At 69.5% G+C, this 26989-nt stretch carries 25 protein-coding genes; 16 read left to right on the top strand and 9 right to left on the bottom strand.

Annotated features, from left to right (window positions below):
- The first annotated feature begins 60 nt into the window (after nucleotides 1–60).
- From rne to proB, 5 genes are all read left to right on the top strand, one after another.
- Nucleotides 61–3087: a ribonuclease E gene (rne, locus tag DMB80_RS08595; protein ID WP_111509517.1), complete on the top strand. Its 3027-nt coding sequence runs from the start codon at nucleotides 61–63 to the stop codon at nucleotides 3085–3087.
- A gap of 160 nt (nucleotides 3088–3247) precedes the next feature.
- A complete protein-coding gene (gene rplU / locus DMB80_RS08590; RefSeq protein ID WP_046366659.1) occupies nucleotides 3248–3571 on the top strand; it encodes a 50S ribosomal protein L21 in 324 nt (107 codons plus the stop codon).
- A gap of 17 nt (nucleotides 3572–3588) precedes the next feature.
- Nucleotides 3589–3855, top strand: a complete 267-nt coding sequence (gene rpmA, locus DMB80_RS08585; RefSeq protein WP_043410731.1) for a 50S ribosomal protein L27 — start codon at nucleotides 3589–3591, stop codon at nucleotides 3853–3855.
- A gap of 95 nt (nucleotides 3856–3950) precedes the next feature.
- On the top strand, nucleotides 3951–5414 hold the full coding sequence (gene obgE, locus DMB80_RS08580; RefSeq protein WP_111509461.1) for a GTPase ObgE: 1464 nt from the start codon (nucleotides 3951–3953) through the stop codon (nucleotides 5412–5414).
- 4 nt (nucleotides 5415–5418) lie between these two features.
- A complete protein-coding gene (gene proB / locus DMB80_RS08575; RefSeq protein WP_111509460.1) occupies nucleotides 5419–6519 on the top strand; it encodes a glutamate 5-kinase in 1101 nt (366 codons plus the stop codon).
- Here the strand turns inward: proB and DMB80_RS08570 are convergent.
- Genes DMB80_RS08570 through DMB80_RS08560 form a run of 3 tightly spaced genes read right to left on the bottom strand, consistent with a single transcriptional unit; the run spans nucleotide 6516 to nucleotide 8549 of the window.
- A complete protein-coding gene (locus tag DMB80_RS08570) occupies nucleotides 6516–7139 on the bottom strand; it encodes a hypothetical protein (RefSeq protein WP_236694156.1) in 624 nt (207 codons plus the stop codon). The genes proB and DMB80_RS08570 overlap by 4 nt on opposite strands.
- Nucleotides 7136–7972, bottom strand: a complete 837-nt coding sequence (locus tag DMB80_RS08565; RefSeq protein ID WP_111509459.1) for an NAD-dependent protein deacetylase — start codon at nucleotides 7970–7972, stop codon at nucleotides 7136–7138. Before DMB80_RS08565 ends, DMB80_RS08570 begins: the two co-directional genes overlap by 4 nt.
- 34 nt (nucleotides 7973–8006) lie before the next feature.
- A complete protein-coding gene (locus DMB80_RS08560; protein WP_111509458.1) occupies nucleotides 8007–8549 on the bottom strand; it encodes a cysteine hydrolase family protein in 543 nt (180 codons plus the stop codon).
- A gap of 54 nt (nucleotides 8550–8603) precedes the next feature.
- Here DMB80_RS08560 and DMB80_RS08555 point away from each other — a divergent pair, with 54 nt between their 5' ends.
- Nucleotides 8604–10646, top strand: a complete 2043-nt coding sequence (locus tag DMB80_RS08555; protein ID WP_111509457.1) for an NAD(+) synthase — start codon at nucleotides 8604–8606, stop codon at nucleotides 10644–10646.
- Here the strand turns inward: DMB80_RS08555 and DMB80_RS08550 are convergent.
- The gene (locus DMB80_RS08550) at nucleotides 10643–11500 is read right to left on the bottom strand and encodes a ribokinase (RefSeq protein WP_111509456.1); all 858 of its coding nucleotides are present in this window, start codon (nucleotides 11498–11500) and stop codon (nucleotides 10643–10645) included. The two genes, DMB80_RS08555 and DMB80_RS08550, sit on opposite strands and share 4 nt — an antisense overlap.
- 23 nt (nucleotides 11501–11523) lie before the next feature.
- Here DMB80_RS08550 and DMB80_RS08545 point away from each other — a divergent pair, with 23 nt between their 5' ends.
- From DMB80_RS08545 to DMB80_RS08530, 4 genes are all read left to right on the top strand, one after another.
- On the top strand, nucleotides 11524–12795 hold the full coding sequence (locus tag DMB80_RS08545; protein ID WP_111509455.1) for a glutamate-5-semialdehyde dehydrogenase: 1272 nt from the start codon (nucleotides 11524–11526) through the stop codon (nucleotides 12793–12795).
- A 15-nt stretch (nucleotides 12796–12810) separates the two neighbouring features.
- Complete coding sequence (locus tag DMB80_RS08540; RefSeq protein WP_111509454.1) at nucleotides 12811–13698, top strand: AAA family ATPase; 888 nt, start codon at nucleotides 12811–12813, stop codon at nucleotides 13696–13698.
- A complete protein-coding gene (locus tag DMB80_RS08535) occupies nucleotides 13698–15134 on the top strand; it encodes a vWA domain-containing protein (RefSeq protein WP_111509453.1) in 1437 nt (478 codons plus the stop codon). The genes DMB80_RS08540 and DMB80_RS08535 overlap by 1 nt, the downstream gene beginning before the upstream one ends.
- Before the next feature lie 132 nt (nucleotides 15135–15266).
- Nucleotides 15267–16136, top strand: coding sequence for a type IV toxin-antitoxin system AbiEi family antitoxin (locus DMB80_RS08530; RefSeq protein WP_111509516.1), 870 nt, complete (start codon nucleotides 15267–15269; stop codon nucleotides 16134–16136).
- A 57-nt stretch (nucleotides 16137–16193) separates the two neighbouring features.
- Here DMB80_RS08530 and DMB80_RS08525 read toward each other — a convergent pair whose 3' ends face one another.
- From DMB80_RS08525 to DMB80_RS08510, 4 genes are read right to left on the bottom strand one after another with little or no spacing between them, the layout of a single operon-like run.
- Nucleotides 16194–17432 carry an NAD(P)/FAD-dependent oxidoreductase gene (locus tag DMB80_RS08525; RefSeq protein WP_111509452.1) on the bottom strand — a complete coding sequence of 413 codons (1239 nt, stop codon included), beginning with the start codon at nucleotides 17430–17432 and terminating at the stop codon, nucleotides 16194–16196.
- The gene (locus tag DMB80_RS08520) at nucleotides 17429–18823 is read right to left on the bottom strand and encodes an NAD(P)/FAD-dependent oxidoreductase (protein WP_111509451.1); all 1395 of its coding nucleotides are present in this window, start codon (nucleotides 18821–18823) and stop codon (nucleotides 17429–17431) included. Before DMB80_RS08520 ends, DMB80_RS08525 begins: the two co-directional genes overlap by 4 nt.
- A gap of 7 nt (nucleotides 18824–18830) precedes the next feature.
- Entirely contained in the window at nucleotides 18831–20252 is a 1422-nt protein-coding gene (locus tag DMB80_RS08515; protein ID WP_111509450.1) for an FGGY family carbohydrate kinase, read from the bottom strand.
- Nucleotides 20249–21778, bottom strand: a complete 1530-nt coding sequence (locus tag DMB80_RS08510; RefSeq protein WP_420812150.1) for an amino acid permease — start codon at nucleotides 21776–21778, stop codon at nucleotides 20249–20251. Before DMB80_RS08510 ends, DMB80_RS08515 begins: the two co-directional genes overlap by 4 nt.
- Nucleotides 21779–21889: 111 nt before the next feature.
- On the opposite strand from DMB80_RS08510, the gene DMB80_RS08505 reads away from it, so the two are divergent.
- From DMB80_RS08505 to DMB80_RS08480, 6 genes are read left to right on the top strand one after another with little or no spacing between them, the layout of a single operon-like run.
- Nucleotides 21890–22618, top strand: coding sequence for a GntR family transcriptional regulator (locus tag DMB80_RS08505; RefSeq protein ID WP_111509449.1), 729 nt, complete (start codon nucleotides 21890–21892; stop codon nucleotides 22616–22618).
- A gap of 33 nt (nucleotides 22619–22651) precedes the next feature.
- On the top strand, nucleotides 22652–23296 hold the full coding sequence (gene nadD, locus DMB80_RS08500; protein WP_073685540.1) for a nicotinate-nucleotide adenylyltransferase: 645 nt from the start codon (nucleotides 22652–22654) through the stop codon (nucleotides 23294–23296).
- Nucleotides 23280–23651, top strand: coding sequence for a ribosome silencing factor (rsfS, locus tag DMB80_RS08495; RefSeq protein WP_111509515.1), 372 nt, complete (start codon nucleotides 23280–23282; stop codon nucleotides 23649–23651). The genes nadD and rsfS overlap by 17 nt, the downstream gene beginning before the upstream one ends.
- A complete protein-coding gene (gene gpgP, locus DMB80_RS08490) occupies nucleotides 23648–24325 on the top strand; it encodes a glucosyl-3-phosphoglycerate phosphatase (protein ID WP_111509448.1) in 678 nt (225 codons plus the stop codon). Before rsfS ends, gpgP begins: the two co-directional genes overlap by 4 nt.
- On the top strand, nucleotides 24315–25067 hold the full coding sequence (octT, locus tag DMB80_RS08485; RefSeq protein ID WP_046366202.1) for a diglucosylglycerate octanoyltransferase: 753 nt from the start codon (nucleotides 24315–24317) through the stop codon (nucleotides 25065–25067). The genes gpgP and octT overlap by 11 nt, the downstream gene beginning before the upstream one ends.
- Nucleotides 25064–25918 (top strand): DegV family protein, encoded by an 855-nt coding sequence (locus DMB80_RS08480; RefSeq protein ID WP_111509447.1) that lies wholly within the window; start codon nucleotides 25064–25066, stop codon nucleotides 25916–25918. The genes octT and DMB80_RS08480 overlap by 4 nt, the downstream gene beginning before the upstream one ends.
- Here DMB80_RS08480 and DMB80_RS08475 read toward each other — a convergent pair.
- Entirely contained in the window at nucleotides 25896–26945 is a 1050-nt protein-coding gene (locus tag DMB80_RS08475) for an NAD(P)H-dependent amine dehydrogenase family protein (protein WP_111509446.1), read from the bottom strand. The two genes, DMB80_RS08480 and DMB80_RS08475, sit on opposite strands and share 23 nt — an antisense overlap.
- Nucleotides 26946–26989: the final 44 nt, after the last annotated feature.

Genomic DNA, 26989 nt, shown 5'->3' with positions numbered 1-26989 from the left:
CCGCGTCAGCAAACGACGCGCCCGGGGGCTTGAGGAGAATACGTGGCCGACAATGACCATCTGGGTGACGATCTTCACGACCCCGCCACCGCTTCGCCCGCGGAGGCGCAGCCGACAGAGTCGGCGGCTCCCGCACCTCCGACGCCCGAACGCCTGAGGGTGCACTCCCTGGCCCGGGTGCTGGGGACGACGAGCAGGCGCATCATCGACGCGCTCGTTGAGCTCGACGGGCGCACCCGCAGCGCACACTCGACGATCGGCCGCGAGGAGGCCGACCGCGTACGTGCGGCGCTGGCCGAGCCTGAACCGGCAGCCGAGCCCGAGGCCGTCGAACCCGCGCCCGAACCAGCCCCCGAACCGGCGCCGGTTGCCGAGCAGCAGCCCGACGCGCCCGCCGAGGAGGAGCCGGAGTCGCGGCTGATCCTGGAGACGCCGCCCGCGGTCGAGGCCGAACCGGCCGACTACCTGCCGCTGTTCGTCGCGCCGCAACCGGTGGTGCGTGCGGCCCGCGCCGACCGCAGCAGCAGCGACGACGACGAGGACGGGGACGACACCGCCTCAGAGTCCGACTCGGGGTCCGACTCGGGGTCCGACTCGGGGTCCGACTCGGACCAGGAATCGGACACCGACACCGACGATGACTCGTCCGGCCGCCCGTCGGCCAAACGCCGACGCCGGGGCCGTCGCGGCCGAGGCCGTGGCCGTGGTGAACAGAACGGTGACGAGTCGGGCAGCGACGACGACGAGCCGTCGGCCGAGTCCGGGGAGACCGCCGAATCCGACGCCGACGCCGATGACGGTGACGACGACGACAACGCCGAGGACGACAACGGCACCGAGGGTGCGACCCGTCGTCGCCGCCGCCGTCGTCGCCGCAAGTCCGGCGCCGACAACGACAACGACAGCAGTTCGTCGCCCGACGATCCGCCCAACACGGTCGTCCACGAGCGCGAGCCGCGCGGCAAGGCCGCGAAGGGCTCGTCGGACTCCGAGATCCAGGGCATCAGCGGCTCCACCCGCCTGGAGGCCAAGCGTCAGCGCCGCCGGGACGGCCGCGATGCGGGCCGGCGTCGCCCCCCGATCCTGTCCGAGGCCGAGTTCCTCGCCCGGCGCGAGTCCGTCGCACGCACGATGGTGGTGCGGGACAAGGTCCGTAGCGAGCCGCCGCACGAGGGTGCTCGCTACACCCAGATCGCGGTGATGGAGGACGGCGTCGTCGTCGAACATTTCATCACCTCTGCGGCGCAGGTGTCCCTGGTCGGCAACATCTATCTCGGCATCGTGCAGAACGTGCTGCCGTCGATGGAGGCGGCGTTCGTCGACATCGGCCGCGGCCGCAACGGTGTGCTCTACGCCGGTGAGGTGAACTGGGAGGCTGCCGGTCTCGGCGGCGCCCAACGCAAGATCGAACAGGCGCTCAAACCCGGCGACTACGTGGTCGTGCAGGTAAGCAAGGACCCGGTCGGACACAAGGGTGCCCGGCTGACCACGCAGGTCTCCCTTGCCGGCCGCTACCTGGTCTACGTGCCCGGCGCCTCCTCCACCGGCATCAGCCGCAAGCTGCCCGACACCGAACGGCAGCGGCTGAAGGAGATCCTGCGCGAGGTGGTGCCGTCCAACGCCGGCGTGATCATCCGCACCGCGTCCGAAGGCGTCAAAGAAGACGACATCCGCAGTGACGTCGAGCGGTTGCAGCAGCGGTGGACCGAGATCGAGGCCAAGGCCGCCGAGATCACCCAGAAGAAGGCCGGCGCGGCCGTGGCGCTCTACGAAGAGCCCGACGTGCTGGTCAAGGTGATCCGAGACCTGTTCAACGAGGATTTCTCCAAGCTGATCGTGTCCGGAGACGACGCCTGGAAGACGATCAACGACTACGTCACCGGCGTCGCTCCGGAACTGCTGGCCCGGATGGAGCGCTACGAGCCGGCCGGTTCCGACGGGCCCGACGTGTTCGCGGTGCACCGCATCGACGAGCAGCTGGCCAAGGCGATGGACCGCAAGGTGTGGCTCCCGTCAGGCGGCACCCTGGTGATCGACCGCACCGAGGCGATGACGGTCGTCGACGTCAACACCGGCAAGTTCACCGGATCGGGCGGCAACCTCGAGCAGACGGTGACCCGGAACAACCTGGAAGCCGCCGAGGAGATCGTGCGGCAACTGCGGCTGCGCGACATCGGCGGCATCGTGGTCATCGACTTCATCGACATGGTGCTCGAATCGAACCGTGACCTGGTGCTGCGCCGGCTGACCGAGGCGCTGGCCCGTGACCGCACCCGGCACCAGGTGTCGGAGGTGACGTCGCTGGGGCTGGTGCAGCTGACCCGCAAACGGCTCGGCACCGGCCTGATCGAGGCGTTCTCCACCACGTGTGCGCACTGCGGCGGACGCGGCATCATGCTGCACGGCGATCCGGTCGACACCGCCTCGGGCGGCGGTCGCAGGGCGGATTCCAACGGCGGTGGCAACGGCAATGGCAATGGCAACGGCAACGCCAATGGCAGCGGTGGCGGCGGCGGTGGCCGGCGCGGCAAGCGTGGCAAGCGCGGTGCCGCGCAGCAGGAAGTCCAGGTCGCCAAGGTGCCCGCGCATTCGCCCGGCGAGCATCCGATGTTCAAGGCTATGGCCGCGGCCAACGGCAAGGACGACGAGCACGACGGCGAGCACGACCACGATCACGACCTCGATGCTGAGGCCACCGGTACCCCCGACGAGGTCGCCGAGCTCGATCCGGACACCATCCGGGCCGCGGTCGTCGACACCGAGGACGAGGAACTCGACGACGACTTCGACGACTCGGATGATGACGACTCGGATGATGACGAGGACTCCGAAGACGACGACATCGACGTGCTCGACGACGAAGACGACGACGATGACGACGACGAGGATGCCGACGACGACTTCGACGACGATTCGGACGATGACTCGGATGACGACGATTCGGACGAGGACTCTGACGATGACGATTCCGACGATGACGACTCCGACGACGAGGAGGACGAGCAGCCCGCTGCCGTCGCTGTCCGGCCCGTGCGGCAGCGTCGCCGCGCCGCCGCACGACCGGCGGGGCCGCCCAGTAACGACTGAGCGGTTTGACCCTCAACCCGCTGCTCACGTAACCTTGAGCAGTTGTCTCCAGGGCCTGCCCACAGCCGGCCCGAGGCAGGGATGCCAGATCCCGCACCAAGATCCGCACGCAGACCGTCAGGTGATGCGCGCCCGCACGCGAAGTAGAGGATGACCAACGATGGCAGCGCAGAAAGCCACGTACGCGATCGTCAAGACCGGTGGCAAGCAGTACAAGGTCGCCGCCGGTGACATCGTCAAGGTGGAGAAGCTCGACGTCGAGCCCGGTGGCACGGTGTCGCTGCCCGTGGCGCTCGTCGTCGACGGAGCCGACGTGACCACCGACGCGAAGGCGCTGGAGAAGGTCGCGGTCACCGGCGAGGTCCTCGAGCACACCAAGGGTCCGAAGATCCGCATCCACAAGTTCAAGAACAAGACCGGTTATCACAAGCGCCAGGGGCACCGTCAGCAGCTGACGGTTCTCAAGGTCACCGGCATCAAGTAACGACGGGAGCGACAGACATGGCACACAAGAAGGGCGCTTCCAGCTCACGCAACGGTCGCGACTCAGCCGCCCAGCGGCTCGGCGTCAAGCGCTTCGGCGGACAGGTCGTCAAGGCCGGCGAGATCCTGGTCCGTCAGCGCGGCACTCACTTCCATCCCGGCGTCAACGTCGGCCGTGGCGGTGACGACACCCTGTTCGCGACCGCGCCCGGCGCAGTCGAGTTCGGCACCAAGCGCGGGCGCAAGTACGTCAACATCGTGCGGGTCACCCGCACCGACGCCTGACCTCTTTCTCCATCGTCGAGATCGACGTTCGGGCGCCACGCACTCGCATTTTGGCGCCCAGACGTCGATTTCGGCACTGAGAGAGGAGAACATCGATGACCCGCTTCGTCGACCGCGTGGTGATTCACGCAAGGGCGGGTAACGGCGGCAACGGCTGCGCATCGGTGCACCGCGAGAAGTTCAAGCCTCTCGGCGGACCGGACGGCGGCAACGGCGGACGCGGCGGAAGCATCGTGTTCGTCGTCGACCCGCAGGTGCACACGCTGCTCGACTTCCACTTTCACCCGCACGTGGTCGCTCCGTCCGGAAAGCAGGGTGCCGGCAGCAACCGGGACGGGGCCGCAGGCGCCGATCTCGAGGTCAAGGTGCCTGACGGCACTGTCGTACTCGACGAGCAGGGGCGGTTGCTGGCCGACCTCGTCGGCCCCGGCACACGCTTCGAGGCGGCCGCGGGTGGCCGCGGCGGACTCGGCAACGCGGCCTTGGCGTCGCGGGCGCGCAAGGCGCCCGGATTCGCGCTGTTGGGCGAAAAGGGTGAGATCCGCGACCTCACGCTCGAACTGAAGACCGTCGCCGACGTCGGCCTGGTCGGGTTTCCGTCCGCAGGCAAGTCCTCGCTGGTTTCCGCGATCTCGGCGGCCAAGCCGAAGATCGCCGACTATCCGTTCACGACGCTCGCGCCGAACCTCGGCGTCGTCTCCGCAGGCGACCACACGTTCACCGTCGCCGATGTTCCCGGACTGATCCCGGGTGCTTCTGAAGGCCGCGGGCTGGGGCTGGACTTCCTGCGCCACATCGAGCGCTGCGCGGTGCTCGTGCACGTGGTCGACTGCGCGACGCTGGAACCCGGCCGCGATCCGATCTCCGACATCGAGGCGCTCGAAGCCGAGATCGCCGCCTACACCCCGACACTGCAGGGTGACAACACGCTCGGTGATCTCGCCGAGCGCCCGCGCGCGGTGGTACTCAACAAGATCGACGTACCCGAAGCCCGCGAGCTCGCCGACTTCGTGTCCGAGGAGATCGCCTCGACATTCGGCTGGCCGGTATTCGAGGTGTCCACGGTTGCTCGAGAAGGCTTGCGGCAGTTGACGTTCGCGCTGTGGGACATGGTCGCGGCCTACCGCGCGGCGCAACCCGAGGTGGTCCCTCGGCGCCCGGTGATCCGGCCCGTGCCGGTCGACGAGACCTCGTTCTCCGTCGAACCGGACGGCCAGGGCGGCTTCGTCGTCCGCGGCACCCGCCCGCAGCGCTGGGTGGCGCAGACGAACTTCGAGAACGACGAAGCCGTCGGCTATCTCGGTGACCGGTTGGCGCGCCTGGGCGTCGAAGACGAACTGCTCAAACTCGGCGCCCGGCCGGGCTGCGCGGTGACCATCGGCGACATGACGTTCGACTGGGAGCCGCAGACGCCCGCCGGCGTCGACGTGCACCTGTCCGGCCGCGGCACCGACATCCGGCTCGAACAGAGCGACCGGGTGTCGGCCGACGAGCGCAAGGCGGCGAGGAAAGCGCGTCGGGAGAGTCCGGACGATGAGCGCTCGCGCGAAGAGCGATGAGACGATGAGCCTTCACCGCGAGGCGGTTCGCACCGCCCGATCGGTGGTCGTCAAGATCGGTACCACCGCGTTGACCACGCCGACAGGCGAATTCGACAGCGGCCGGCTGCATCACCTGGTCGACGCGATAGAGGCGCGGATGAAGGCCGGCTCGGATGTGGTGATCGTGTCCTCTGGTGCGATCGCCGCCGGCATCGAGCCGCTGGGCCTGACCCGGCGGCCCACCGACCTGGCGACCAAGCAGGCCGCCGCGAGCGTCGGTCAAGTGGCGCTGGTCAATTCGTGGAGTGCGGCGTTCGCGCGCTATCAGCGCACCGTCGGGCAGGTCCTGCTCACGGCGCACGACATCTCGATGCGGGTGCAGCACACCAACGCCCAGCGCACCCTCGATCGGCTACGCGCGCTGCACGCCATCGCGATCGTCAACGAGAACGACACCGTGGCCACCAACGAGATCCGGTTCGGTGACAACGATCGGCTTTCCGCGCTCGTCGCGCACCTGGTGGGGGCCGACGCGCTGATCCTGCTCTCCGACGTCGACGGTCTCTACGACAGTGATCCGCGAAAAGTGGACGCGCGCTTCATCTCCGAGGTAGCCGGGCCCGACGACCTGACCGGGGTCTCGGCGGGGCGCGGCAGTCACCTCGGGACCGGCGGCATGGAGTCGAAGCTGTCGGCGGCGCTGCTGGCCTCTGATGCCGGGGTCCCGGTCCTGCTGGCCGCGGCGGCCGATGCCGCTACCGCGCTGGACGACGCGTCGGTGGGCACCGTGTTCGCCCCCCGTGCCGAGCGGATGTCGGCCCGCCGCTTCTGGGTGCGCTACGCCGCCGAGTCGGCCGGGGCGTTGACGCTGGACGACGGGGCGGTCGACGCGGTCGTGCGGCGGCGCCGCTCACTGCTCCCGGCCGGCATCACGGCGGTGACGGGCCGATTCTCCGGCGGCGACGTCGTCGAGCTTCGCAGCCACGACGCGACGATGGTGGCCCGGGGTGTGGTGGCCTACGACGCTGCCGAACTGTCGACCATGCTGGGCCGGTCGACCTCCGATCTGCCCGCCGAGATGCGGCGTCCGGTCGTGCACGCCGACGACCTGGTCGCGGTCTAGAAGCGGTCTTTCAACCAGTTCTCCAGCCACTGTGCCCGGCGCTCGGCCGCGTCGATCGCGTCGTTGTCGGCATGCCGCAGCGGCACGCCGTGCGCGGACGCGGTCTCGACGACCGCGGCGCGCACGTCCGGATCGGCCAGCAGCAGCGTGGCGATCATGCTCGCCGACAGCGTGCGGTTGCGCAGCCTGCCGCGGTAGTTCACCTCGGTGGGAACGCGGATGTCCAGCAGGCCGGACAGCGGGCCGCCGGCTGCGGCCACTGCCGCCGTCAGCACGGCATCGGACGCCAGGCCGATGATGCGCCCGCGGAACGGGAAGCGCGGCAACGGAAGTCGGCCGACCTGTGCCTGCAACCCATCCGCCAGCAGATAGCCGACGAGGCTGTGGGTTTCGATGTCGGTGACATCGGACCAGTGGACGGAGTCGCCGTCGAACTCCACCTCGTCACCGCTGACGGCGAGGCCGCCGACATGGTTGAGCAACCGGATCACCCGTTGCAGTGGGTCGGGCAGACGGGTGAGCGCGGCGACCGCATCGCCGACACCGAGTCCCCAGCGCTGCGACGCCGGTCCGCTCGGCGGCGGCGGCACACCCGGCAGGCGCGAGATCACCCCGCTCACACCGGGCTCGCCATCGTCGGTAACTCGTCGGCGAGCAGCGCCAGCATCGGTGAGCACCCGTTGTCGATCTTCACCGTGGCCAGGTCGTCGCCGCGGGTGCGGCCCCGGTTGACGATCGCGATCGGGATGCCGCGCGCCGCCGCGTGCCGGACGAAGCGATAGCCGGAGTACACCGTCAGTGATGACCCGGCGACCAGTAGCGCGTCGGCGTCGTCGACCATCGCGTACGCTTCGTCCACTCGCGCTTTCGGCACACTCTCCCCGAAGTACACGATGTCGGGTTTGAGCATGCCTCCGCAGCAGGGGCAGTCGATGATCCGGAACTCGGATGTGTCGCCGACAACTGCGTCGGCGTCCGGTGCGACGGCGATGCTGTCGAGCGTCGCCACCCGTTCGCGGAACCCGGGATTGGCCGCCTCGAGCATGTCGTCGAGGGCCGCGCGGGACATGCCGTGCCCGCACTGCAGGCACACCACGTGCACGTAGGTGCCGTGCAGATCGATGACGGCGCGGCTACCCGCCTTGGTGTGCAGCAGGTCGACGTTCTGGGTGATCAGACCGGTGACGACCCCGACGCGTTCCAGCGCGGCCAGCGCGCGGTGCCCCGCGTTCGGCCGGCGTTCGTCCATGTGGCGCCACCCCACGTGGTTGCGGGCCCAGTAGCGCTGCCGGTACACCGGGTCGGAGGTGAACTGGCGGATGGTCATCGGGTTGGCCGGCGGCGAGTCGGGCCCGCGATAGTCCGGGATCCCCGAGTCCGTCGACATGCCGGCGCCGGTGAGCACCGCGATGCGGCGACCGCGAAGCGCGGTGATCAGTTCGGGGGACTCCACGACACGAGGATAGGCGTATCCGAATCGGTGCTGGTCAGCGCAGACACTCCGCGGCGCCGTCGAGGATCTCGGCCTTCATGTTCTGCTCCATCATCTGCAGCGCGGCCTGGCCGAGATCGGGATCGATGTGCGCGACGGCGTCGCGGGGGACCACGACCGGGAAGTGGCGAACGTAGGCGTCGAGCGCGGTGTAGAGGACGCACTGCTCGGTGACCTGACCGGTCAGCACCAGTCGCTCGGGCTTCAACTGCGTCAGCAGATAGGCCAGCGAGGTGGCGTAGAACGCGCTGTGGCGCACCTTGGTCATCACCCGCAAACCGTGCTTCGGCACGATCGGCTCCACCAGGTCGGGGCGCTCGCCGTCGAGTGCGCCGCGGACGATGTCGCTGAACTCGGCACTGAAGTCGCCGTAGTTGTCGTTGACGTAGATCAAGTCCATGTCGTCGCGATCCTGCGCCGCGGTGACGAGTTCGCTCAGCGGCTCGACGATGGGCTCGACGTGCGGGATCAGCTTGTCGGCGTCGGGATGCCGATAGGTGTTCATCATGTCGATGACGAGGATTGCGGACGTGCTCATGGGGGCGTAGATACCCACCGATTGAACGCGAACACATCGGGGACACAATGAACCATGGACTTTTACTCGGCGTATCGGCAGGGGTTCGTCCGCGTCGCCGCCTGTACCCATCACACGACGCTGGCCGACCCGGTCGCGAACGCCGAATCGGTGCTGCGCATCGCCCGCCAGTGCCACGACGACAACGTCGGCCTCGCGGTGTTTCCCGAGTTGACGCTGTCGGGGTACTCGATCGAGGACATCGTGATGCAGGACGCTCTGCTCGAGGCCGTCGACACCGCGGTCGGTGAGATAGCGGCCGGCTCTGCGGCACTGCTGCCGGTGCTCGTCGTCGGAGCGCCACTGCGGCACCGCAACCGCATCTACAACACCGCGATCGTCATCCATCGCGGTCAGGTGCTCGGCGTGGTGCCGAAGTCGTATCTGCCCACCTACCGCGAGTTCTACGAGAAGCGTCAGATCGCCGCCGGCGACGACGAGAGCGGCGACATCCGGGTCGGGGGAGTCGACGTCCCGTTCGGCCCCGACCTCCTGTTCGCGGCGCAGGATCTGCCGAATTTCGTTCTGCACGTGGAGATCTGCGAGGACATGTTCGTCCCGGTACCACCGAGTGCCGAGGCTGCGCTGGCCGGCGCGACGGTGCTGGCCAACCTCTCGGGCAGCCCGATCACGATCGGCCGCGCCGAGGACCGTTCCTTGCTCGCACGCTCGGCGTCGTCGCGCTGCCTGGCGGCCTACGTGTATGCCGCTGCGGGAGAAGGGGAATCGACCACGGATCTGGCGTGGGACGGACAGACCATGATCTGGGAGAACGGGGTGTGTCTGGCGCAGTCAGAGCGTTTCCCCAAGGGAGAGCGGCGATCCGTGGCCGACGTCGACCTGCAGCTGCTGCGCAACGAGCGGGTCCGGATGGGCACGTTCGACGACAACAGGCGTCACCACCTGATCGACGACGACTCCTACCGGCGTATCGAATTCACGCTGAACCCGCCCGACGGCGACATCGGGCTGCGTCGTGAGGTGCAGCGGTTCCCGTTCGTGCCCAACGATCCGGCCCGTCTGGAACAGGACTGCTACGAGGCCTACAACATCCAGGTCTCCGGCCTCGAACAACGGCTGCGGGCTCTGAAGTATCCGAAGGTGGTGCTGGGTCTGTCGGGTGGACTGGACTCCACGCACGCGCTGATCGTCGCCGCGCGCGCCATGGATCGCGAAGAACGGCCGCGCAGTGACATTCTCGCCTACACCCTGCCCGGGTTCGCCACCGGGGAACGCACCAGGAACAACGCCACCCGGCTCGCCGAGGCGCTGGGTGTCACGTTCGAGACCATCGACATCAGGGCCACCGCGGAGCTGATGCTCAAGGAGATGGACCACCCGTTCTCCCGTGGCGAGAAGGTCTACGACGTCACGTTCGAGAACGTGCAGGCCGGGTTGCGCACCGATTACCTGTTCCGGCTGGCCAACTTCCGCGGAGGGATCGTGCTGGGCACCGGTGATCTCTCCGAGCTGGCGCTGGGCTGGTCCACCTACGGCGTGGGCGACCAGATGTCCCACTACAACGTCAACGGCGGGGTGCCCAAGACGTTGATCCAGCATCTGATCCGCTGGGTCATCTCGTCGGAACAGTTCGACGACTCAGTCAACGAGGTGCTCGCTGATGTCCTGGACACCGAGATCAGTCCGGAACTGGTGCCCGCCGGTGAGGACGAGGAGATCCAGAGCAGCCAGGACAAGGTGGGTCCTTATGTGCTGCAGGATTTTTCGTTGTTCCAGGTGCTGCGCTACGGCTTTCGGCCGTCGCGGGTGGCGTTCCTGGCCTGGCATGCGTGGCGTGACGCCGAGCGTGGGGACTGGCCGTTCGGCATCCCCGAGGACAAGCGTCCGTCGTTCACGATCGGCGAGATCCGGCACTGGCTGGAGGTTTTCGCGCAGCGTTACTACTCGTTCAGCCAGTTCAAACGCTCGGCGCTGCCCAACGGTCCGAAGGTCTCGGCCGGCGGGTCGCTCTCACCGCGCGGTGATTGGCGGGCGCCGTCGGACATGTCGGCGCGCACCTGGCTCGACGAGATCGAGCGCTGCGTCCCGCAGGATTAGCCCTGCAGGACGTCGTCGATCGCCTCGCGGGTCGGAGCGCAGTCACCGGCGCCGGGGACCAGCGTCGCCAACGCGCCCGCGGCGCAGGCGCGGCGCAGTGCCATCTCGGCGCCCGTCGGCCAGGCCCCGGCCAGCACGCCGGCGAACACGTCACCCGCGCCTGTGGTGTCGACCGGCTCGACCGCCGGGGCGGGCACGTCGTGCGTCGAGCCGTCGGTCACATACCGTGCGCCGTCGGGGCCTCGGGTGATGACCAGGTGGGCCACCCCGGTGTCCTGCCAATCGGAGGCCTCGGTCGCGTTGACCACGATCACGTCGGCGCGCTCGGCCAGCCGGCTGCGGTGCCCGGGGTCGGTGAGCGCGGGGGAGGCGTTGACCATGACGACCGCGCCGGCCTCGCGGGCCACTGCGGCTGCGTCGAGGGCCGTGGCGATCGGGATCTCCAGCGAGATCAGCACGACGTCGCTGTCGGCGATCACCGACTGGACGTGCGCCGGCGTCACGCTCAGGTGCGCATTGGCGCCGGGGGCCACCACGATGCAGTTCTCCGCGCCGGCGTCGACGAGGATCGCGGCCGATCCGCTCGGCCCAGGCACGTCGGTCACGGCCTGCAGGTCGACGTCGTTGCGGATCAGATGTGCGCGCAGTTCGGCCGCCGCCGCGTCGGTGCCCACGGCCGCGACGAGGCGCACTGACGCACCGGACCGCGCCGCCGCCACGGCCTGGTTTCCGCCCTTGCCGCCGGGGCTCGTCGCCAACGAGGAAGCCAGCACCGTCTCGCCGGGCTCGGGGAGCGCCTCGACGGTGAAGGTGAGGTCGGCATTGACACTGCCCACCACGCAGATCCTCGCCACCGCGGCAACGCTACGCTGGGCGAATGAGTCTGCACGCACCGGAGCGAAGTGTGGGCACGCCGGGGGCTTCCGGCGACCTGCGCGGGCAGGTACACGACGCCGCCCGCCGCGCCCGCACGGCGTCGCGCGACCTGGCGACGCTGAGCACCGAGACCAAGAACCGGGCGCTGCACACCGCCGCTGACCACCTGCTGCTGAACACCCACGCGATCCTCGACGCCAACGAGGCGGACCTGGCCGCCGCCCGTGACGCCGGCACCCCGGACGCCATGCTCGACCGGCTGGCGCTGACCCCGGCCCGGGTGAACGGGATCGCCGACGGGCTCCGGCAGGTGGCCGGGCTGCCCGATCCGATCGGTGAGGTGCTGCGTGGGCGGACGCTGCCCAACGGGTTGCAGCTGCGTCAGCAGCGCGTCCCGCTCGGCGTCGTCGGCATCGTCTACGAGGGCCGCCCCAACGTCACCGTCGACGCCTTCGGTCTGACGCTGAAGTCCGGTAACGCCGTCCTGCTGCGGGGTAGTTCGTCGGCCGCCCGGTCGAACGCGGCCCTGGTCGAGGCGCTACGCGCAGCTCTGGAAGCAGAGGGGCTCGATGCCGACGCGGTGCAATTGCTTCCCAGCGCCGACCGCGCCAGCGTCACGCACCTGATCCAGGCGCGCGGCCTGGTCGACGTGGTGATCCCGCGCGGCGGGGCCGGACTGATCGACGCGGTCGTGCGCGACGCGCAGGTGCCCACCATCGAGACCGGCGTGGGCAACTGCCACGTCTACGTGCACGCCTCGGCTGATCTGGACATGGCCGAATCGATCGTGCTCAACGCCAAGACCCGTCGGCCCAGCGTCTGCAACGCCGCCGAGACCCTGCTGATCGACGCGGCGGTTGCCGACGTCGCAGTGCCCCGCCTGACGGGTGCGCTGCAGGCCGCCGGAGTCACGGTGCACGCCGACCCGTCCGAGGACGAGCTGCGCGCCGAGTTCCTGTCGATGGACATCGCGCTCGCCGTCGTCGACGGTGTCGACGCCGCGATCGAGCACGTCAACACCTACGGCACAGGCCACACCGAGGCCATCGTGACCACGGATCTGGCTGCCGCGCAACGCTTCAGCGAGCGCGTCGACGCCGCCGCGGTGATGGTGAACGCCTCGACCTCGTTCACCGACGGGGAGCAGTTCGGCTTCGGCGCCGAGATCGGCATCTCGACACAAAAACTGCACGCCCGGGGACCGATGGGGCTTCCCGAGCTGACCTCGACCAAATGGATCGTCTGGGGCGACGGGCAGACCCGTCCGGCCTGAGCAAGGAGAACCACTGTGAGTGTCCCCGCGCGCCCAGCGCCGCTGTTCGCCGACATCGACGACGTCGCGCGCCGGCTGGCCGAGACCGGATACCTGCCCGACACGGCGACCGCGACCGCGGTCTTCCTCGCCGACCGGCTGGAAAAGCCCCTGCTGGTGGAGGGGCCCGCCGGTGTCGGCAAGACCGAACTGGCGCGCGCCATCGCCCAGGCCACCGGATCGGGGCTGGTGCGGTTGCAGTGCTACGAGGGCGTCGACGAGGCGCGGGCGCTCTACGAGTGGAACCACGCCAAGCAGATCCTGCGCATCCAGACCGGCAGCCAGGGTGGCCAGAGCGACTGGGATCAGACCAAGACCGACGTCTTCTCCGAGGAATTCCTGCTGTCACGCCCGCTTCTGACCGCGATCCGGCGCACCGAGCCGACCGTGTTGCTGATCGACGAGACCGACAAGGCCGACATCGAGATCGAGGGTCTGCTGCTGGAGGTGCTCAGCGACTTCGCGGTCACGGTGCCCGAGCTCGGCACGATCGTCGCCGAGCGCAAACCGCTGGTGGTGCTGACCTCCAACTCCACCCGCGAGCTATCCGAGGCGCTGAAGCGCCGCTGCCTGTTCCTGCACATCGACTTCCCCGACCCCGACCTGGAACGTCGCATCCTGCTCTCGCGGGTGCCGGAGCTGCCCGAGCGGCTGGCCGAGGAGTTGGTGCGCATCGTCGGCGTGCTGCGCGCGATGGCCCTGAAGAAGGTGCCGTCGGTGGCCGAGACCATCGACTGGGCGCGCACCGTGCTCGCGCTGGGACTGGACACCATCGACGACGAGGTCATCGCCGCGACGCTGGGTGTGATTCTCAAACACCAGTCCGATCAAGTGAAGGCCGCCGGGGAGCTGAGGCTCAACTGATGGCCCCGCGTCGTACGCGTCCGCCGCAACCGCTTGCCCCGCATGGGATTCCGGGGCACCTGGTCGAGTTCGTCGAGGCGCTGCGCGGCGCGGGCATCGCGGTGGGCCCCTCGGAGACCGTCGACGCCGGACGGGTGATGACCGTGCTCGGGATGGCCGACCGGCCGGCGCTGCGGGAAGGCATCGCATGTGCGGTGCTGCGCCGCCCCGACCACCGCGACACCTACGACGCGCTGTTCGATCTGTACTTCCCGGCCGCGCTGGGCTCACGCACTGTGCTCGCCGACGAGTCGGCGGAGGGCCAGAGCGTGCCGCCCGACGACGCCGAGGCGATGCGGCAGGCCCTGCTCGACCTGCTCTCCGACAACGAGGACGCGGGTCAGCTCGACGACCGGCTCGCGGCGATGATCGCCCAGATCGTCGAAGCCTACGGCCGCTACAACTCCAGCAGGGGTCCGTCGTACTCGTCGTATCAGGCGCTCAAGGCGATGAGCCTGGACAGCCTCGAGGGCCGGTTGTTGGCCGGCCTGCTGGCACCCTACGGCGAGGAACCGACACCCACGCAGGAGCAGATCGCCAAAGCTCTTGCCGCGCAACGTATCGCGCAGCTGCGAAAGATGGTGGAGGCCGAGACCAAACGGCGGACTGCCGAACAGCTCGGTCGTGAGCACGTGCAGACCTACGGCGTGCCGCAACTGTCCGAGAACGTCGAGTTCCTGCGTGCGTCGGGGGAGCAGCTGCGTCAGATGCGCCGGGTGGTCGCGCCGCTGGCGCGCACCTTGGCCAGCAGGCTCGCGGCCCGGCGGCGACGCTCCCGCGCCGGCGAGATCGATCTGCGCAAGACGCTGCGCAAGTCGATGTCCACCGGCGGTGTGCCGATCGATGTGGTGCTCAAGAAGCCGCATCCGGCCCGGCCCGAGCTCGTGGTGCTGTGTGACGTGTCGGGGTCGGTCGCCGGCTTCAGCCATTTCACGCTGCTGCTCGTCCACGCTCTGCGCCAACAGTTCTCACGTGTTCGGGTGTTCGCCTTCATCGACACCACTGACGAGGTGACCGAAATGTTCGGTCCCGACGCCGATTTGGCAGTGGCCGTGCAGCGCATCACCCGGGAAGCGGGCGTGTACACCCGCGACGGGCACTCCGATTACGGCCACGCGTTCGTGTCGTTCATGGACAAGTTCCCGAATGTGCTCTCGCCGCGCAGCTCGCTGCTGGTGCTCGGCGATGCCCGCAACAACTACCGCAATCCCGAAGCCGACCTGCTCGCCCACATGGTGAACGCCAGCCGCCACGCGCACTGGCTCAATCCCGAGCCGAAGCATCTGTGGGGCAGCGGCGACTCCGCGGTGCCGCGCTACACCGATGTGATCGCGATGCACGAGTGCAGGTCGGCCAAGCAGCTGGCCTCGGTGATCGACTCGCTACTCCCGGTCTAGGCCCGCGAGTGTGCGGTTTCATCCGCGACTTGCCGTGACAAGCGGATGAGGATGCACTTTCGGCGCGACGGGCTGTGGATAACCGAGCTTTGAGCCTCAGTTGTGTCGGCGGCGGCGCACACGCTGACCCGCATGACCGAGATCGACTGGCCGTTCATCGCATCGGAAGCGCTTGCCGCGGGTGAGCTGACGCTGCGTCAACTGCGCCGTCATCACGAGGCGGTGTACCCCGGCGTCTGGATTCCGCGAGGCGCCGAGCTCGACGCGGTCGTCCGCGCCCGGGCGGCATGGCTGTGGTCGGGGCGCCGTGGCGTGCTGGCGGAGACGTCGGCGGCCGCGGTGTTGGGCGCCAAGTGGGTCGAGGGCGAACGACCGGCGGTAGTGGTGCACGACAACCGCAGACCGCCGCGCGGCATCGTCGTGCACACCGACACGCTGGATCCGGCGGAGATCACCCAGGTGTATGGGCTGCCGATCACGACACCCGCCCGCACGGCGTTCGATCTGGCCAGGCGGTTGCCGCAGACCGAGGCCGTCCAGCGTATCGATGCGCTGATGAACGCCGTCGACGTCAAGCCTGCCGACGTCATGGACGTCGCGCGTCTGCACCCCGGTGCGCGGGGGCAGCGTCGGCTACGTCGGGTGCTGCCGCTGGTCGACGGCGGCGCGGAGTCGCCCTACGAGACGCTGACGCGACTGGCATTGCTGCGCAATGGCTTTCCTGCACCGCAGACGCAGATCGAGGTCCGCGACGTCTACGGCCGGGTGTTCGCGCGATTGGACATGGGCTGGCCTCTGTGGCAGGTCGCTGTCGAGTACGACGGAGCGCAGCACTGGGCCGACGCGGGGCAGCGGGCGTGGGACATCGAGCGGTGGGCAGCGCTCGAGGCCGCCGAATGGTCGGTGATCCGCGTCAGCTCCGCGATGCTGCGCCGGCCTGCCGTCTTCCTCGAGCGGGCCCGGGCGGCATTGCGGGCGCGTGGCTGCCCGGCGATGTCGTGAGTGTGCATCCTGATACGCCCTTGTGCGCGTGCCGCGGATGAAACCGCACACTCGCGGTCAGGCGAAGGAGACCGTGACCTCGCCGCCCTTGGGGTCCGCCCCGGCGACGAGCGACCACGGCGCCCGGTACACCCGCCCCGGCGCCGCAGGCCACAGCGTGCGGGCGGTGCCGACGACGCGGCCGTCCTGCACCGCACGCAGCGCGGGTAGCCGGCGGTACTCGTCGGTCCACAGCAGGAGATCGTCTCGCGGGGCGCTGCCGCCGGCTGTCGAGACACGTTGCGGCGCAACCCAGGCCAGCGGAGCCTCGGCCCGGATGTGAGCCGCGCTGTGGACGGGCTCGGCCGTGCCGCCGGTGCGCAGCCAGTCCCGCACGGCCGCGGCGACGTGGCGGCCGTCCAGTGCGGCGCCGTCGGCGGTGTCCACCGGATGCAGCAGGTTGCCGACCGCGAACACGCCTGGCCGGCTGGTCCGCAACGCGGCGTCGACGGCCGGGCCGCGGGTACCCGGGTCCATCTCGACCCCACCCGTGCGTGCCAGCTCGTGATCGGGGATCCAGTCGCCGGTGAAAACCACGGTGTCGCAGGCGATATCGTGGCGTGTGCCGTCGCGTTCGACGGTGACCGACGAAACCCTGCCCTTCCCGTTGACGGCGACCACCCTGCTGTTCGTCAGCACCGGACCGGCCAGCAGCGCGCGGCCGGGCGCGCGGAAGGCCGCGTAGGCCTCGGCGCGCGGATGACGACTGACCATGGCGACCGTCGCGCAGCCTGCTTCACGCAGCGTCAGCACTGCCGACCAGCTGACCAGTTCCGCGCCCACGATGACGGCCCGGGTGCCCACCCGTCCGTGGTGCAGGTGCACGAGGTTCTGCAGCTGCCCGGTGGTGTACACGCCGTCGGGCCGGTCACCGGGGACCAGGCGCGCGGGGCGGGGCCGTTCCCGGGCTCCCGTTGCGAGGATCACCGCGTCGGCAGCGACGGTTCGCACGCCGCGTGGAGACGTGATCGCGAGGGTGCGCTCACCCGCCCAGCCGGTGACCATCGCTTCGGTCTCCAGCGTCGCGCCTGCCTCGGCGGCCATCGCCGTCAGTCGCCGCGCATAGGTCGGCCCGGAGACGAATCGGTGGAGATCCCGCAGGCCGTAGCCCAGATGGTCACTGTGGCGGGGGATTCCGCCGGTGTGGCTCTCCCGTTCCAGCACCAGCACCTCACCGTCCACGGTGGGCGCCAGCGCCGCGGCAGCGGTCAGCCCCGACGGGCCGCCGCCGATGATCGCGACCGCGACCCGGCTCATCGCGCCACCCCGTCGGCGAGCAGCTCCGCCGTGCGCGCGCCGCAGTAGAAGCCCTGGCACCGCCCGTTCATCACCCGGGTGCGGCGCCGTAGACCGTCGAGATCCGCAGGGGGGATGGGGGAGTCGAACGCATCGCGGATCTCACCGACACTCACGCGCTCGCAGAAGCAGACCAGCCGGCCGTAGTCGGGATCGGCGGCGATGCGCTGCTCGTCCTGATAGGGCCGCACCCCGATCTCGCCGATGTTCGGCATCTGCGGCGGGGGCGGCAAACCGTCCCGCTCGGCGACGTCGACACCCGCCTCGGAGAGCAGTTCGGTCACGTACTCGGCCACCGCCATGCCCGAGGTCAGCCCCGTGGAGCGGATGCCGCCGACCAGGACGTAGCGCGCGGCGGCGTCGAGGTCGATCACGTAATCGTCGTGGTTGCTCGCCGCGCGCAACCCGGCGTAGGTCGCGGTGACCTCCTCGTCGAACAAGGCGGGCATCAATGCCCGGCCCTTCGACACCAGGAAGTCGAGGCCCTTCTCCGAGGTTCCGGTCGCCGTCCGGTCGGTCAGGTTCTCCGAGGTCGGGCCGACCATCACGTTGCCGTAGATGGTCGGGCTGACGAGCACACCCTTGCCCCGCGAGGACGGCACGGCCAGCACGATCACCGGCACCATCGGACGCGCGAGCTTGTCGAACACCAGCAATTCGCCGCGCCGCGGGGTGACGGTCAGTCGCCCGTATCCGAACTGCGCGTCGAGGTGATCGGCGCCGAGCCCGGCGGCGTTGATCACCCAGCGGGCTCGCATCTCGCCGGCGCTGGTGTGCAGGGTGGTGTAGTCGGCGCCGGGCGTCACCGCGGTCACCCGCGCGCCCCGCACGAGCGTCGCGCCACGGGCCACCGCGTCGGTGGCCAGCGCGAGATTCGTGGTCCACGTGCAGATGATCGACTCGCCGGGAACGCTCAGCCCCGCCATCGCCCCGGGTCCGAGGGCCGGTACCCGGCGGTAGACCTCGTCGGCACTGAGTAGCTCGCTGTCGCGATAGCCGTTGCCTTCGGCCTTGACCATCAGGCCTGGCAGCGCGTCGACTTCCTCCGTGGTCCAGGCGACGAGCATGGCTCCGGTGCGTTCGACCGGGATGCCGGTCTGTTCGGCATAGTCGCCGAGCAGGTCGTAGCCTCGGGCGACGAGCCGGGACTCCACGGTGCCGGGGGTGGCGTCGAACCCGGTGTGCAGCAGTGCGGTGTTGGCCTTGCTGGTGCCGTCGCCGACGTCGTCGCGGGCCTCCACGAGCGTGACGGACAGCCGGGTGCCGGCGAGCGCCCGGGCGATCGCCGCGCCGACGATCCCGGCGCCGATGACTGCGACGTCGGTGACGTCGGAGACGGGCTCGGAAGTCATGCAGCGGTCATTTCATGGTCTCCTCAACGATGCGGCGCCAGCGCGCCAGGAAGTCGGCGGCGCGCTCGGCCGGCCAGTGCGGATCGTAGGTGCGTTGCGGCGTCCAGGCGCCGACGGCGTCGCCGACGGCCAGGCTGGGGTCGATGGCGAGGCGGGCACATGCGGCTGCGCCGAGTGCGGTGGCGTGCGCTGACGGGTAGACCTCGACCGGGAGCTGCGCAAGATCGGCCTGGGCCTGCATGAGCACCTCGGACCGGGTCAGGCCCCCGTCGACGCGCAGCCGGGTCAGTGGTCGGCCGATGTCGGCCGACACGAGTCCGGTCAGTGCGGTCACCTGTGCGGCCACGCCCTCGAGCAATGCCCGGACCAGGTGCCCGCGGGTGCTCGACAGCATCATGCCGGTGAAGCTGGCGGTGGCCGCCGAGTTCCACCAGGGCGCCGCGAGTCCGGCCAGCGCAGGCACGCAGATGACACCGTCGCTCGTGTCGGCGGCCACGGTGTCGAGTTGGTCGGCGGCGGGCACCAGACCCAGATCGACGGCCCACCGCACCGCCGACGCCGCGGTGTACACCTGGCCGTCGACGCAGAACGCGGTCTCGTCACGCAGCCGCCAGGCCACCGACGTCGTCAACCCCCACTGGGACCGGACCGGTTCGGTGCCCAGCTGGGCGAGAAGGAACGCGCCGGTTCCGTACGTGCACTTCGCCGAGCCGGGCTGCAGGCAGCTCTCGGCGAGCAGGGCGGCCTGCTGGTCGACGATCAACCCGCCGACCGGCAGCGTCGGCCCGAACACGTCGGTGTGTCCGACGATCTGATCGCAGGCCACGATCTCCGGCATCGGCTCGCCGGCGAGCCCGAACACGGCGACGAGCTCGTCGTCCCATCCTGGCTCGTCCAGCGATGTCAACAAGGACCGGCTCGCCGTCGCCGCGTCGGTGACGAATGCGCCGCACAACCGGTGAACCAGCCACGTGTCGGTGGTGGTGACGACGCCGTCTCGGGTCAGGTTCTCCCGAATCCACGCCATCTTGGGCGCCGAGAAGTACGGGTCGAGGACGAGGCCGGTGCGTTCGGCGATCCGTGTCCCGTGCTCGACGAGCGTTCCGCACAGCGCCTCGGCGCGCCGGTCCTGCCAGACGACGGCTGGGGTGAGGGGAGTGCCGGTGGCGCGGTCCCATGCCAGCACGGTCTCGCCCTGGTTGGCCAGCGCGACCGCCGCGACAGGCACGCCCGCCTCGGCGAGTGCTTGGCGGCCCGCGGTGACGACGCTGTCGAACAGCGCCTCGGGGTCCTGTTCGACGCCGCCGGCGGGCAGGTAGTCGGGCCGCAGCGGCACCTCGGCGGTCGCGCACACTGCACCGCGGCCGTCGACGACGACGGCCTTGGTGCCCGAGGTGCCCTGGTCGATCGCCAGGATCGCTTTGTTCACTCCCGCAGCTCGGCGTCGATGGAAGCCATGTCGGGCATCGTCAACCCCGCCCGGCCGTGCCGGACCAGCAGGTAGATCAGGTAGGCCGCGCCGATGGCGACCATGGCCAGCACGTAAGCCCACGCCTGCTTGAACGAGGCGTCACGGAACAGGGCCAGCTCGAAGGCCAGCCAGACGACTGCCACCACGAGGATCGGGATCTCCCACTTTCCGAGGTCGAACTTGCCGTTCACGGGAAGCGACGAGCGCTTGACCAAGTACAGCACCACTGTCGAGGCGTACATCACGGCAGGCAGGAGTGTCGCGGCGCTGAAGAGTGTGAACAGGGCGGTCTCGGAGTGCGCGAAGATCGCCAGGATCAGCTGCGCCAGCGCGAAGTACAGCAGGGTCGCCTTGAACGGGGTGTGGAAGCGCGGCGAGATCTGGTTCCACTGCTGCCACCCGGGGAAGCGCCGATCGCGAGACATCGCCCAGGTCAACCGCACGCCGGTGATCATGATGACCAGACCGCACGCGAAGATCGCGAGCACGACCATGAGCAGAAGCAGCGTGGCGACCACCGAGCCGAGCGTGGTCTTGATGACATCGGCGATCGGGGTGCCGGATTCGGCCAGTGCGACGGGATCGCCGGCGGCGAGCGTGACCGCGATGAGGAACACGAAGCCGAGTACGCCGGAGGCCAGCACCGCGTTGCACATGGCCCGCGGCACGACGCGCTCGGGGTCGTGGGTCTCCTCGGCCAGGTTGGCGGCCGACTCGAACCCGACGATCGTGAACGCGCCCAGCAGGAAGCCCAGCATCCACGGGCCCGCCGAGGTCCAGTCGCCGAAGCTCCAGAAGCCCTCGGATGCGACCGCGCCCTTGCTGAACAGGTTGCTCACGTCCATGTCGCCGCGCACCGCGGCGACGACGAGCAGCAGCACCGTCAGCAGCGCCATCCCGATCAGTTCCAGCGTCACCAGGCCGTTGTTCACCCGCTCGGCCCACGGGGTGGACAGCGCCACCAGCGCGGCCTGCAGGACCAGCACCCCGGCGGTCATGACCCACGCGATCGTCGCGGTGCTCTCGTAGTTGAGCAGGACCGGCAGGATCGTCGACGCGATCGTGTAGTCGACCGCGACCACGACGATCGCCAGGAACGTGAACGAGATCCAGCCGATGATCCAGCCGAGGATGGGGTTCGCCAGCCGTGACATCCACTGGTAGTGGTAGCCCGTGACCGGGATGCGGGAGGCGAGCGCGCCCAGCACGAACGCCACCGCCAGCTGTCCGATGACGGCGATCGGCCAGGTCCAGATGCCGACGGGACCGGAGCTGTTCAGCACCGCTCCATAGGTGGTGAAGATGCCCGTGGCGATCGAGACGAACGCGAACGCGACGGCGAAGGATGCGAAGCGGCCGGTCCGCCGCTCGAGCGACTGGGTGTAGCCGAATTGGGCGAGCTCAGCCGAGTCGCTGGAGTCGGGGCGGGTCACGGGGGCCTCCTGGCCGTCGGTGGGGTACAACGGTGACTTGGTATAGACCATGTGGTTGAACCAAAGTATCAGCGTTGATGTGACGCCCGTCAATCCGGAAACTGACTTTTTACCCGGCCGTCACACGCGTCGAAGCGCAGCTCGCGGCGCTAATCTGGCGGGATGGCTTCGGGCACGCCGCTGTACATGTCGATCGCCGCGGATGTGCGCGACCGGATCGCCACCGAGCAGTTGGGTCCACACACCCTGTTGCCATCCGAGCGGGAACTGGCCGAACAGCACGGCGTCAGCCGGATGACCGCCCGCCAGGCCTTGTCGCTGCTGGAGAGCGAAGGAGCGGTGTACCGCAAGCCACCGCGCGGCACCTTCGTGGCCGAGCCCCGCGTCCGGTTCCACGTCGGCAGCTTCTCGGAGGAAGTGGCGCGGATGGGACGACGCCCGGCCGCCAAGCTGCTGTGGGCCGAACACCAGACCGCCAAGCCTGCGGTCCGGCGCGCGCTGGACCTGCCCGAGGGCGCCGCGGTGCACGTGTTCTATCGCCTGCGCAGCGTGGATGACGTGCCGTTCGCCCTGGAGACCACCTACCTGCCGGCCGACCTGACACCGGGAATCCTGGAGGAACCCGACGGCGGTTCGCTGTGGGCGCTGCTGCGCTCCCGCTACGGGCTCGACCTCGCGCGGTCCACCGCGGTGCTGGAATCGATCGTGCTCGACGACGCGTCCAGCGTGCAGCTCGGGGTGCGGGCCGGGTCGGCGGGAACGCTGCTGACCCGCAGCACCCGCGACACCGCGGGCCGGTGCGTCGAGTACGCCCGCGACGTCTACCGTGCCGACCGTGCGGCCTTCGAGGTGTCCGAGGAACTGGGCGCCCATCGACTCTCGTCCGTCTGACCGCCGCTTTTCGGTCCCGTAAGCTCGCTAGTCGTGCAAGCGCGACGGCGGCTCGGGGTGATGGGCGGAACATTCGACCCCATCCACCACGGGCACCTCGTCGCGGCCAGCGAGGTGGCCAACCTGTTCGATCTCGACGAGGTGGTGTTCGTCCCCACCGGACAGCCGTGGCAGAAGCGCAGCCGAGCCGTCACCCCCGCCGAGGACCGCTACCTGATGACCGTCGTGGCCACCGCATCGAACCCGATGTTCTCGGTGAGCCGGGTCGACATCGACCGCGGCGGACCCACCTACACCAAGGACACTCTGCGGGACCTGCGTGCGCTCAACCCCGACGCCGACCTGTACTTCATCACCGGCGCCGACGCGCTGGCGTCGATCCTGTCGTGGCAGAACTGGGAAGAGATGTTCTCGATCGCGCGTTTCGTCGGTGTGAGCAGGCCGGGATACGAGCTGGACGGGAAACACATCTCGGCGGCCATGGCCGAATTGCCCGACGATGCTCTGCATCTGGTCGAGGTGCCGGCGCTGGCCATCTCGTCGACCGACTGCCGCGAGCGCGCCGAAGCCTCGCGGCCGATCTGGTACCTGGTACCCGACGGTGTCGTGCAGTACGTCGCCAAACGACATCTCTATCAACCGCATTCGAAGGAGACCGCTCCTGACCGCCACACCTGAAGCCATCCACATGGCCGAGATCGCCGCGCGTGCGGCCGCGGCCAAGCTCGCCGACGACGTCGTCGTCATCGACGTGTCCGAGCAACTCGTCATCACCGACTGCTTCGTCATCGCCTCCGCGTCCAACGAACGTCAGGTCAACGCGATCGTCGACGAGGTCGAGGAGAAGATGCGTCAGGCCGGCTACAAGCCTGCGCGCCGCGAAGGCACCCGCGAAGGTCGCTGGACCCTGCTCGACTACGTCGACGTGGTGGTGCACATCCAGCACCAGGACGAGCGGAACTTCTACGCCCTGGACCGCCTGTGGCGCGACTGCCCGCTGGTGCCGGTGGAGCTGTCCGGAGACGACGCGTGACGGTGCGCAAGCTGGTCATGCTGCGGCACGGACAGACCGAGTACAACGCCGGCAGCCGCATGCAGGGTCAGCTCGACACCGACCTGTCGGACCTGGGCCGCGAACAGGCCGTCGTCGCGGCCGAGGCGCTCGCCAAACGCCAACCGCTGCTGATCGTCTCGTCGGATCTGCGCCGCGCGCTCGACACCGCGGTCGCGCTCGGCGACCGGAGCGGCCAGCAGGTGTCGGTCGACGCCCGGCTGCGGGAGACCCACCTGGGCGACTGGCAGGGGATGACCCACCTCGAGGTCGACGAGGTGGCCCCCGGTGCCCGGCTGGCGTGGCGCGACGACGCGCGCTGGGCCCCGCACGGCGGGGAGAGTCGCGTCGACGTCGCCGACCGCAGTCTTCCGCTGGTGCGTGAACTCGTGGCCGACCAGCCGGAGTGGGGTGCCGACGGTGCGGACCGGCCGGTGGTGCTGGTGGCGCACGGCGGGCTGATCGCCGCGCTCACCGCGGCGCTGCTGGACCTGCCCGTCGACACCTGGCCCGTGCTCGGCGGGCTGGGCAATGCCAGCTGGGTGCAGTTGGCCGGTCACACCCGCCGCGACGGCGATCCGGCGAGCCTGGCCGACATCCGCTGGCGTCTCGACGTGTGGAACGCTTCGGCGCAGGTCGCCAGCGATGTCCTCTGAGTCGCACGCCGGGCGTACCACCCTGCTCGTCTTCTGCGACTCGTTGTCGTACTACGGCCCGACCGGCGGGCTGCCCGCCGACGACCCCAGAATCTGGCCCAATCTGGTTGCCGCCCAACTCGACTGGGACGTCGAGGTCATCGGGCGAATCGGGTGGACCAGCCGTGACGTGTGGTGGGCGGCGACACAGGATCCGCGGTCGTGGGCGGCGCTGCCCCGCGCCGGCGCGGTCGTCTTCGCGACGTCCGGCATGGACTCGCTGCCGTCGGTGCTGCCCACCGCGCTACGGGAACTCATCCGCTATGCCCGACCCCCACAGCTGAGGCGCTGGGTGCGCGACGGGTACAGCTGGCTGCAGCCGCGGCTCTCGCCGATCGCGCGGTCGGCACTACCTCCGCATCTGACCGTCGAATACCTCGAGATGACGCGCGCCGCCATCGATTTCAACCGCCCTGGCATACCGGTGGTGGCGTCGCTGCCCTCGGTGCACATCGCGGAGTCCTACGGCAACGCCCACCACGGCCGACCCGGTACCGTTGCCGCGCTCACCCGCTGGGCCGACGAGCACGGGGTCCCGCTGGTCGACCTCAAAGCCGCCGTCGCAGAGGAGATCTACAGCGGTCGCGGCAATCCTGACGGAATCCACTGGAACTTCGAGGCGCACCGGGCGGTCGCCGACCTGATGCTCAAAGGACTTGCCGAAGCCGGTGTCCCGATCCCGGATTCGCGCAGCCGTCCATGACGGTGGTGGTGGTCAGCGACTCCTCGGCGCGCCTGGGAGACGCGGCAGGGCGGTGGGGCATCCGCGAGGTGCCGCTGCACGTGCTCGTCGACGGTGCCGATCTCCGCGACGGCGTCGACGACGTCCCGCATGACGTGCACGATCGACCCAAGGTCACGACGGCCGGCGCCGCGCCGGCCGAATTGGCCGAGCACTATCGCCGCGCACTGGCCGACAGCGACGGCGCCGGTGTGCTCGCCGTGCACCTTTCGGCGGCACTGTCGAGCACCTACAGCGCCGCAGTGACGGCGGCTCGTGAGTTCGGTTCGGCTGTGCGCGTGGTCAATTCGCGCTCGGCCGCGATGGGTACCGGGTTCATCGCCCGCGAGGCGGCGCGGTGCGCCGCCGGCGGCGCTGATCTCGACACGGTCGCCGACGCGGCTCGAGCGGCGCGGGAACGCACCCAGGTGTTCCTCGTCGTGCACCGGTTGGACAACCTGCGCCGCAGCGGTCGCATCGGCACCGCGTCGTCGTGGCTGGGCACCGCGCTGTCGCTCAAGCCGCTGCTGAAACTGGATGTGGACGGCAGGCTCGTGCTCGACCAGCGCATCCGCACCGTGAGCAAAGCGCATGCGGCACTGGTGGATCGCGTTGCCGACATCGTCGGCACGAAACCGGCCGATGTCGTGGTCCACCACGTCGACAATCACGACGGCGCAGACCAACTCGGCGCAGCGCTCACCCAGCGGCTACCCCAGCTGTCGTCATTGACCGTCGAGGACATGGGTCCGGTGCTGTCGGTCCACGTCGGTGGGGGAGCGGTCGGGGTGGCCGTGCAGGTCTGCGAGGTCAGCCCGCGAACCGGCCCGTGATCGGCGGCAGGTCGGCCAGCGTCACGATGCCCGGCGGCGCCGCCACCACCGCCGGCACCGCATTGGTCACCGGCAGAGCGGTGTAGATCATGCCCAGGCCCATGAATCCGGGCTCGGTCCAGTCTTTCGGCGGCAGGCAGTGCACCACGGTGCGCATGTTGGGCACCCCGAACACCTGCACGACGTGGCCGTGCTCGAGGGGTTTGGGCGGGGTGACGTGGCTGCCCATGATCCAGTTGAACCCGACGCTGACCACGTTGCGCTCACCCACCCAGCCGCGGTGGTAGCCGTGGACGCCGGCGACGGTGCCGGCGGGGATCTGCATGAACCCCAGGTCGCTGTCGCCGGTGGCGGCGGTGAAGGTGACGTCGAACGTGATGCGATCCAGCGTTGCCCCGATCGCGTCGGCCATCATCGCCGCGGATTCGGCGAACACCTCGCTCTCGCGGCGCATACTCTCGGCCAGGCCGGGAGTGTCAGGATCTTGTGAGAAGCCCATCGCGGTCTGCGTGCCGGCCGACTCGTAGGTCGAGCAGTCCACCGACTCGGTGATGCGGATCTCGTCGACCCGCTCGCAGGCGCCGCTGAGCACCATGCCCACCAGATTCGACATCCCCGGATGGGCGCCGCTGCCGAAGATCGTGGAATTGCCCGTCGCGCAGGCCTTTCGGATACGGTCGAGATCTTCCGGCGACTGCTTGCCGCCGGTGATCCATGCCGCCGACGAGCACACGTTGATGCCGGACTCGAGCAGCCGGACCAGCTCGTCGATGCTCGGCCACAGCGGGTTGTAGCAGCAGGCGTCGGGGCGCAGAGCGACGAGTTGCTCTATGTCGTCGGTCGCGGTGACCCCGGTGGCCTCCGGCCAGCCGGCCAGCTCGGCGGCGTCGACGCCGACCTTGTCCGCACCGTGGGCGTACACACCGACCAGTTCCATGTCGTCGCGCCCGATGATCGCGTGCAGCGACCGGCGGCCGATGTTCCCGGTGGTCCACTGGATGACCCGCAGGGGATCGTCGGTCGGCATGGCGTCAACCTACCGCCTCTAAGGTGGCCGCATGGGTGAGTCGA

The sequence above is a fragment of the Mycobacterium kyogaense genome (assembly GCF_003254575.1).
In the GTDB taxonomy this organism is placed as follows: domain Bacteria; phylum Actinomycetota; class Actinomycetes; order Mycobacteriales; family Mycobacteriaceae; genus Mycobacterium; species Mycobacterium kyogaense.
The sequence above is the reverse complement of the archived record's forward strand: the minus strand, read 5'-3'. Positions and strand labels throughout refer to the sequence as shown.

Bases quoted from the DNA above. Each gene is read 5' to 3' on its own strand.
- rpmA (WP_043410731.1), top strand. From the start codon at position 3,589: ATGGCACACAAGAAGGGCGCTTCCAGCTCACGCAACGGTCGCGACTCA.
- DMB80_RS08555 (WP_111509457.1), top strand. From the start codon at position 8,604: ATGGACTTTTACTCGGCGTATCGGCAGGGGTTCGTCCGCGTCGCCGCC.
- DMB80_RS08560 (WP_111509458.1), bottom strand. From the start codon at position 8,549: ATGAGCACGTCCGCAATCCTCGTCATCGACATGATGAACACCTATCGG.
- octT (WP_046366202.1), top strand. From the start codon at position 24,315: ATGTCCTCTGAGTCGCACGCCGGGCGTACCACCCTGCTCGTCTTCTGC.
- rplU (WP_046366659.1), top strand. From the start codon at position 3,248: ATGGCAGCGCAGAAAGCCACGTACGCGATCGTCAAGACCGGTGGCAAG.
- DMB80_RS08475 (WP_111509446.1), bottom strand. From the start codon at position 26,945: ATGCCGACCGACGATCCCCTGCGGGTCATCCAGTGGACCACCGGGAAC.
- DMB80_RS08505 (WP_111509449.1), top strand. From the start codon at position 21,890: ATGGCTTCGGGCACGCCGCTGTACATGTCGATCGCCGCGGATGTGCGC.
- DMB80_RS08520 (WP_111509451.1), bottom strand. From the start codon at position 18,823: ATGACTTCCGAGCCCGTCTCCGACGTCACCGACGTCGCAGTCATCGGC.
- DMB80_RS08530 (WP_111509516.1), top strand. From the start codon at position 15,267: ATGACCGAGATCGACTGGCCGTTCATCGCATCGGAAGCGCTTGCCGCG.
- obgE (WP_111509461.1), top strand. From the start codon at position 3,951: ATGACCCGCTTCGTCGACCGCGTGGTGATTCACGCAAGGGCGGGTAAC.
- DMB80_RS08480 (WP_111509447.1), top strand. From the start codon at position 25,064: ATGACGGTGGTGGTGGTCAGCGACTCCTCGGCGCGCCTGGGAGACGCG.
- DMB80_RS08525 (WP_111509452.1), bottom strand. From the start codon at position 17,432: ATGAGCCGGGTCGCGGTCGCGATCATCGGCGGCGGCCCGTCGGGGCTG.
- proB (WP_111509460.1), top strand. From the start codon at position 5,419: ATGAGCCTTCACCGCGAGGCGGTTCGCACCGCCCGATCGGTGGTCGTC.
- DMB80_RS08510 (WP_420812150.1), bottom strand. From the start codon at position 21,778: ATGGTCTATACCAAGTCACCGTTGTACCCCACCGACGGCCAGGAGGCC.
- DMB80_RS08535 (WP_111509453.1), top strand. From the start codon at position 13,698: ATGGCCCCGCGTCGTACGCGTCCGCCGCAACCGCTTGCCCCGCATGGG.
- DMB80_RS08545 (WP_111509455.1), top strand. From the start codon at position 11,524: ATGAGTCTGCACGCACCGGAGCGAAGTGTGGGCACGCCGGGGGCTTCC.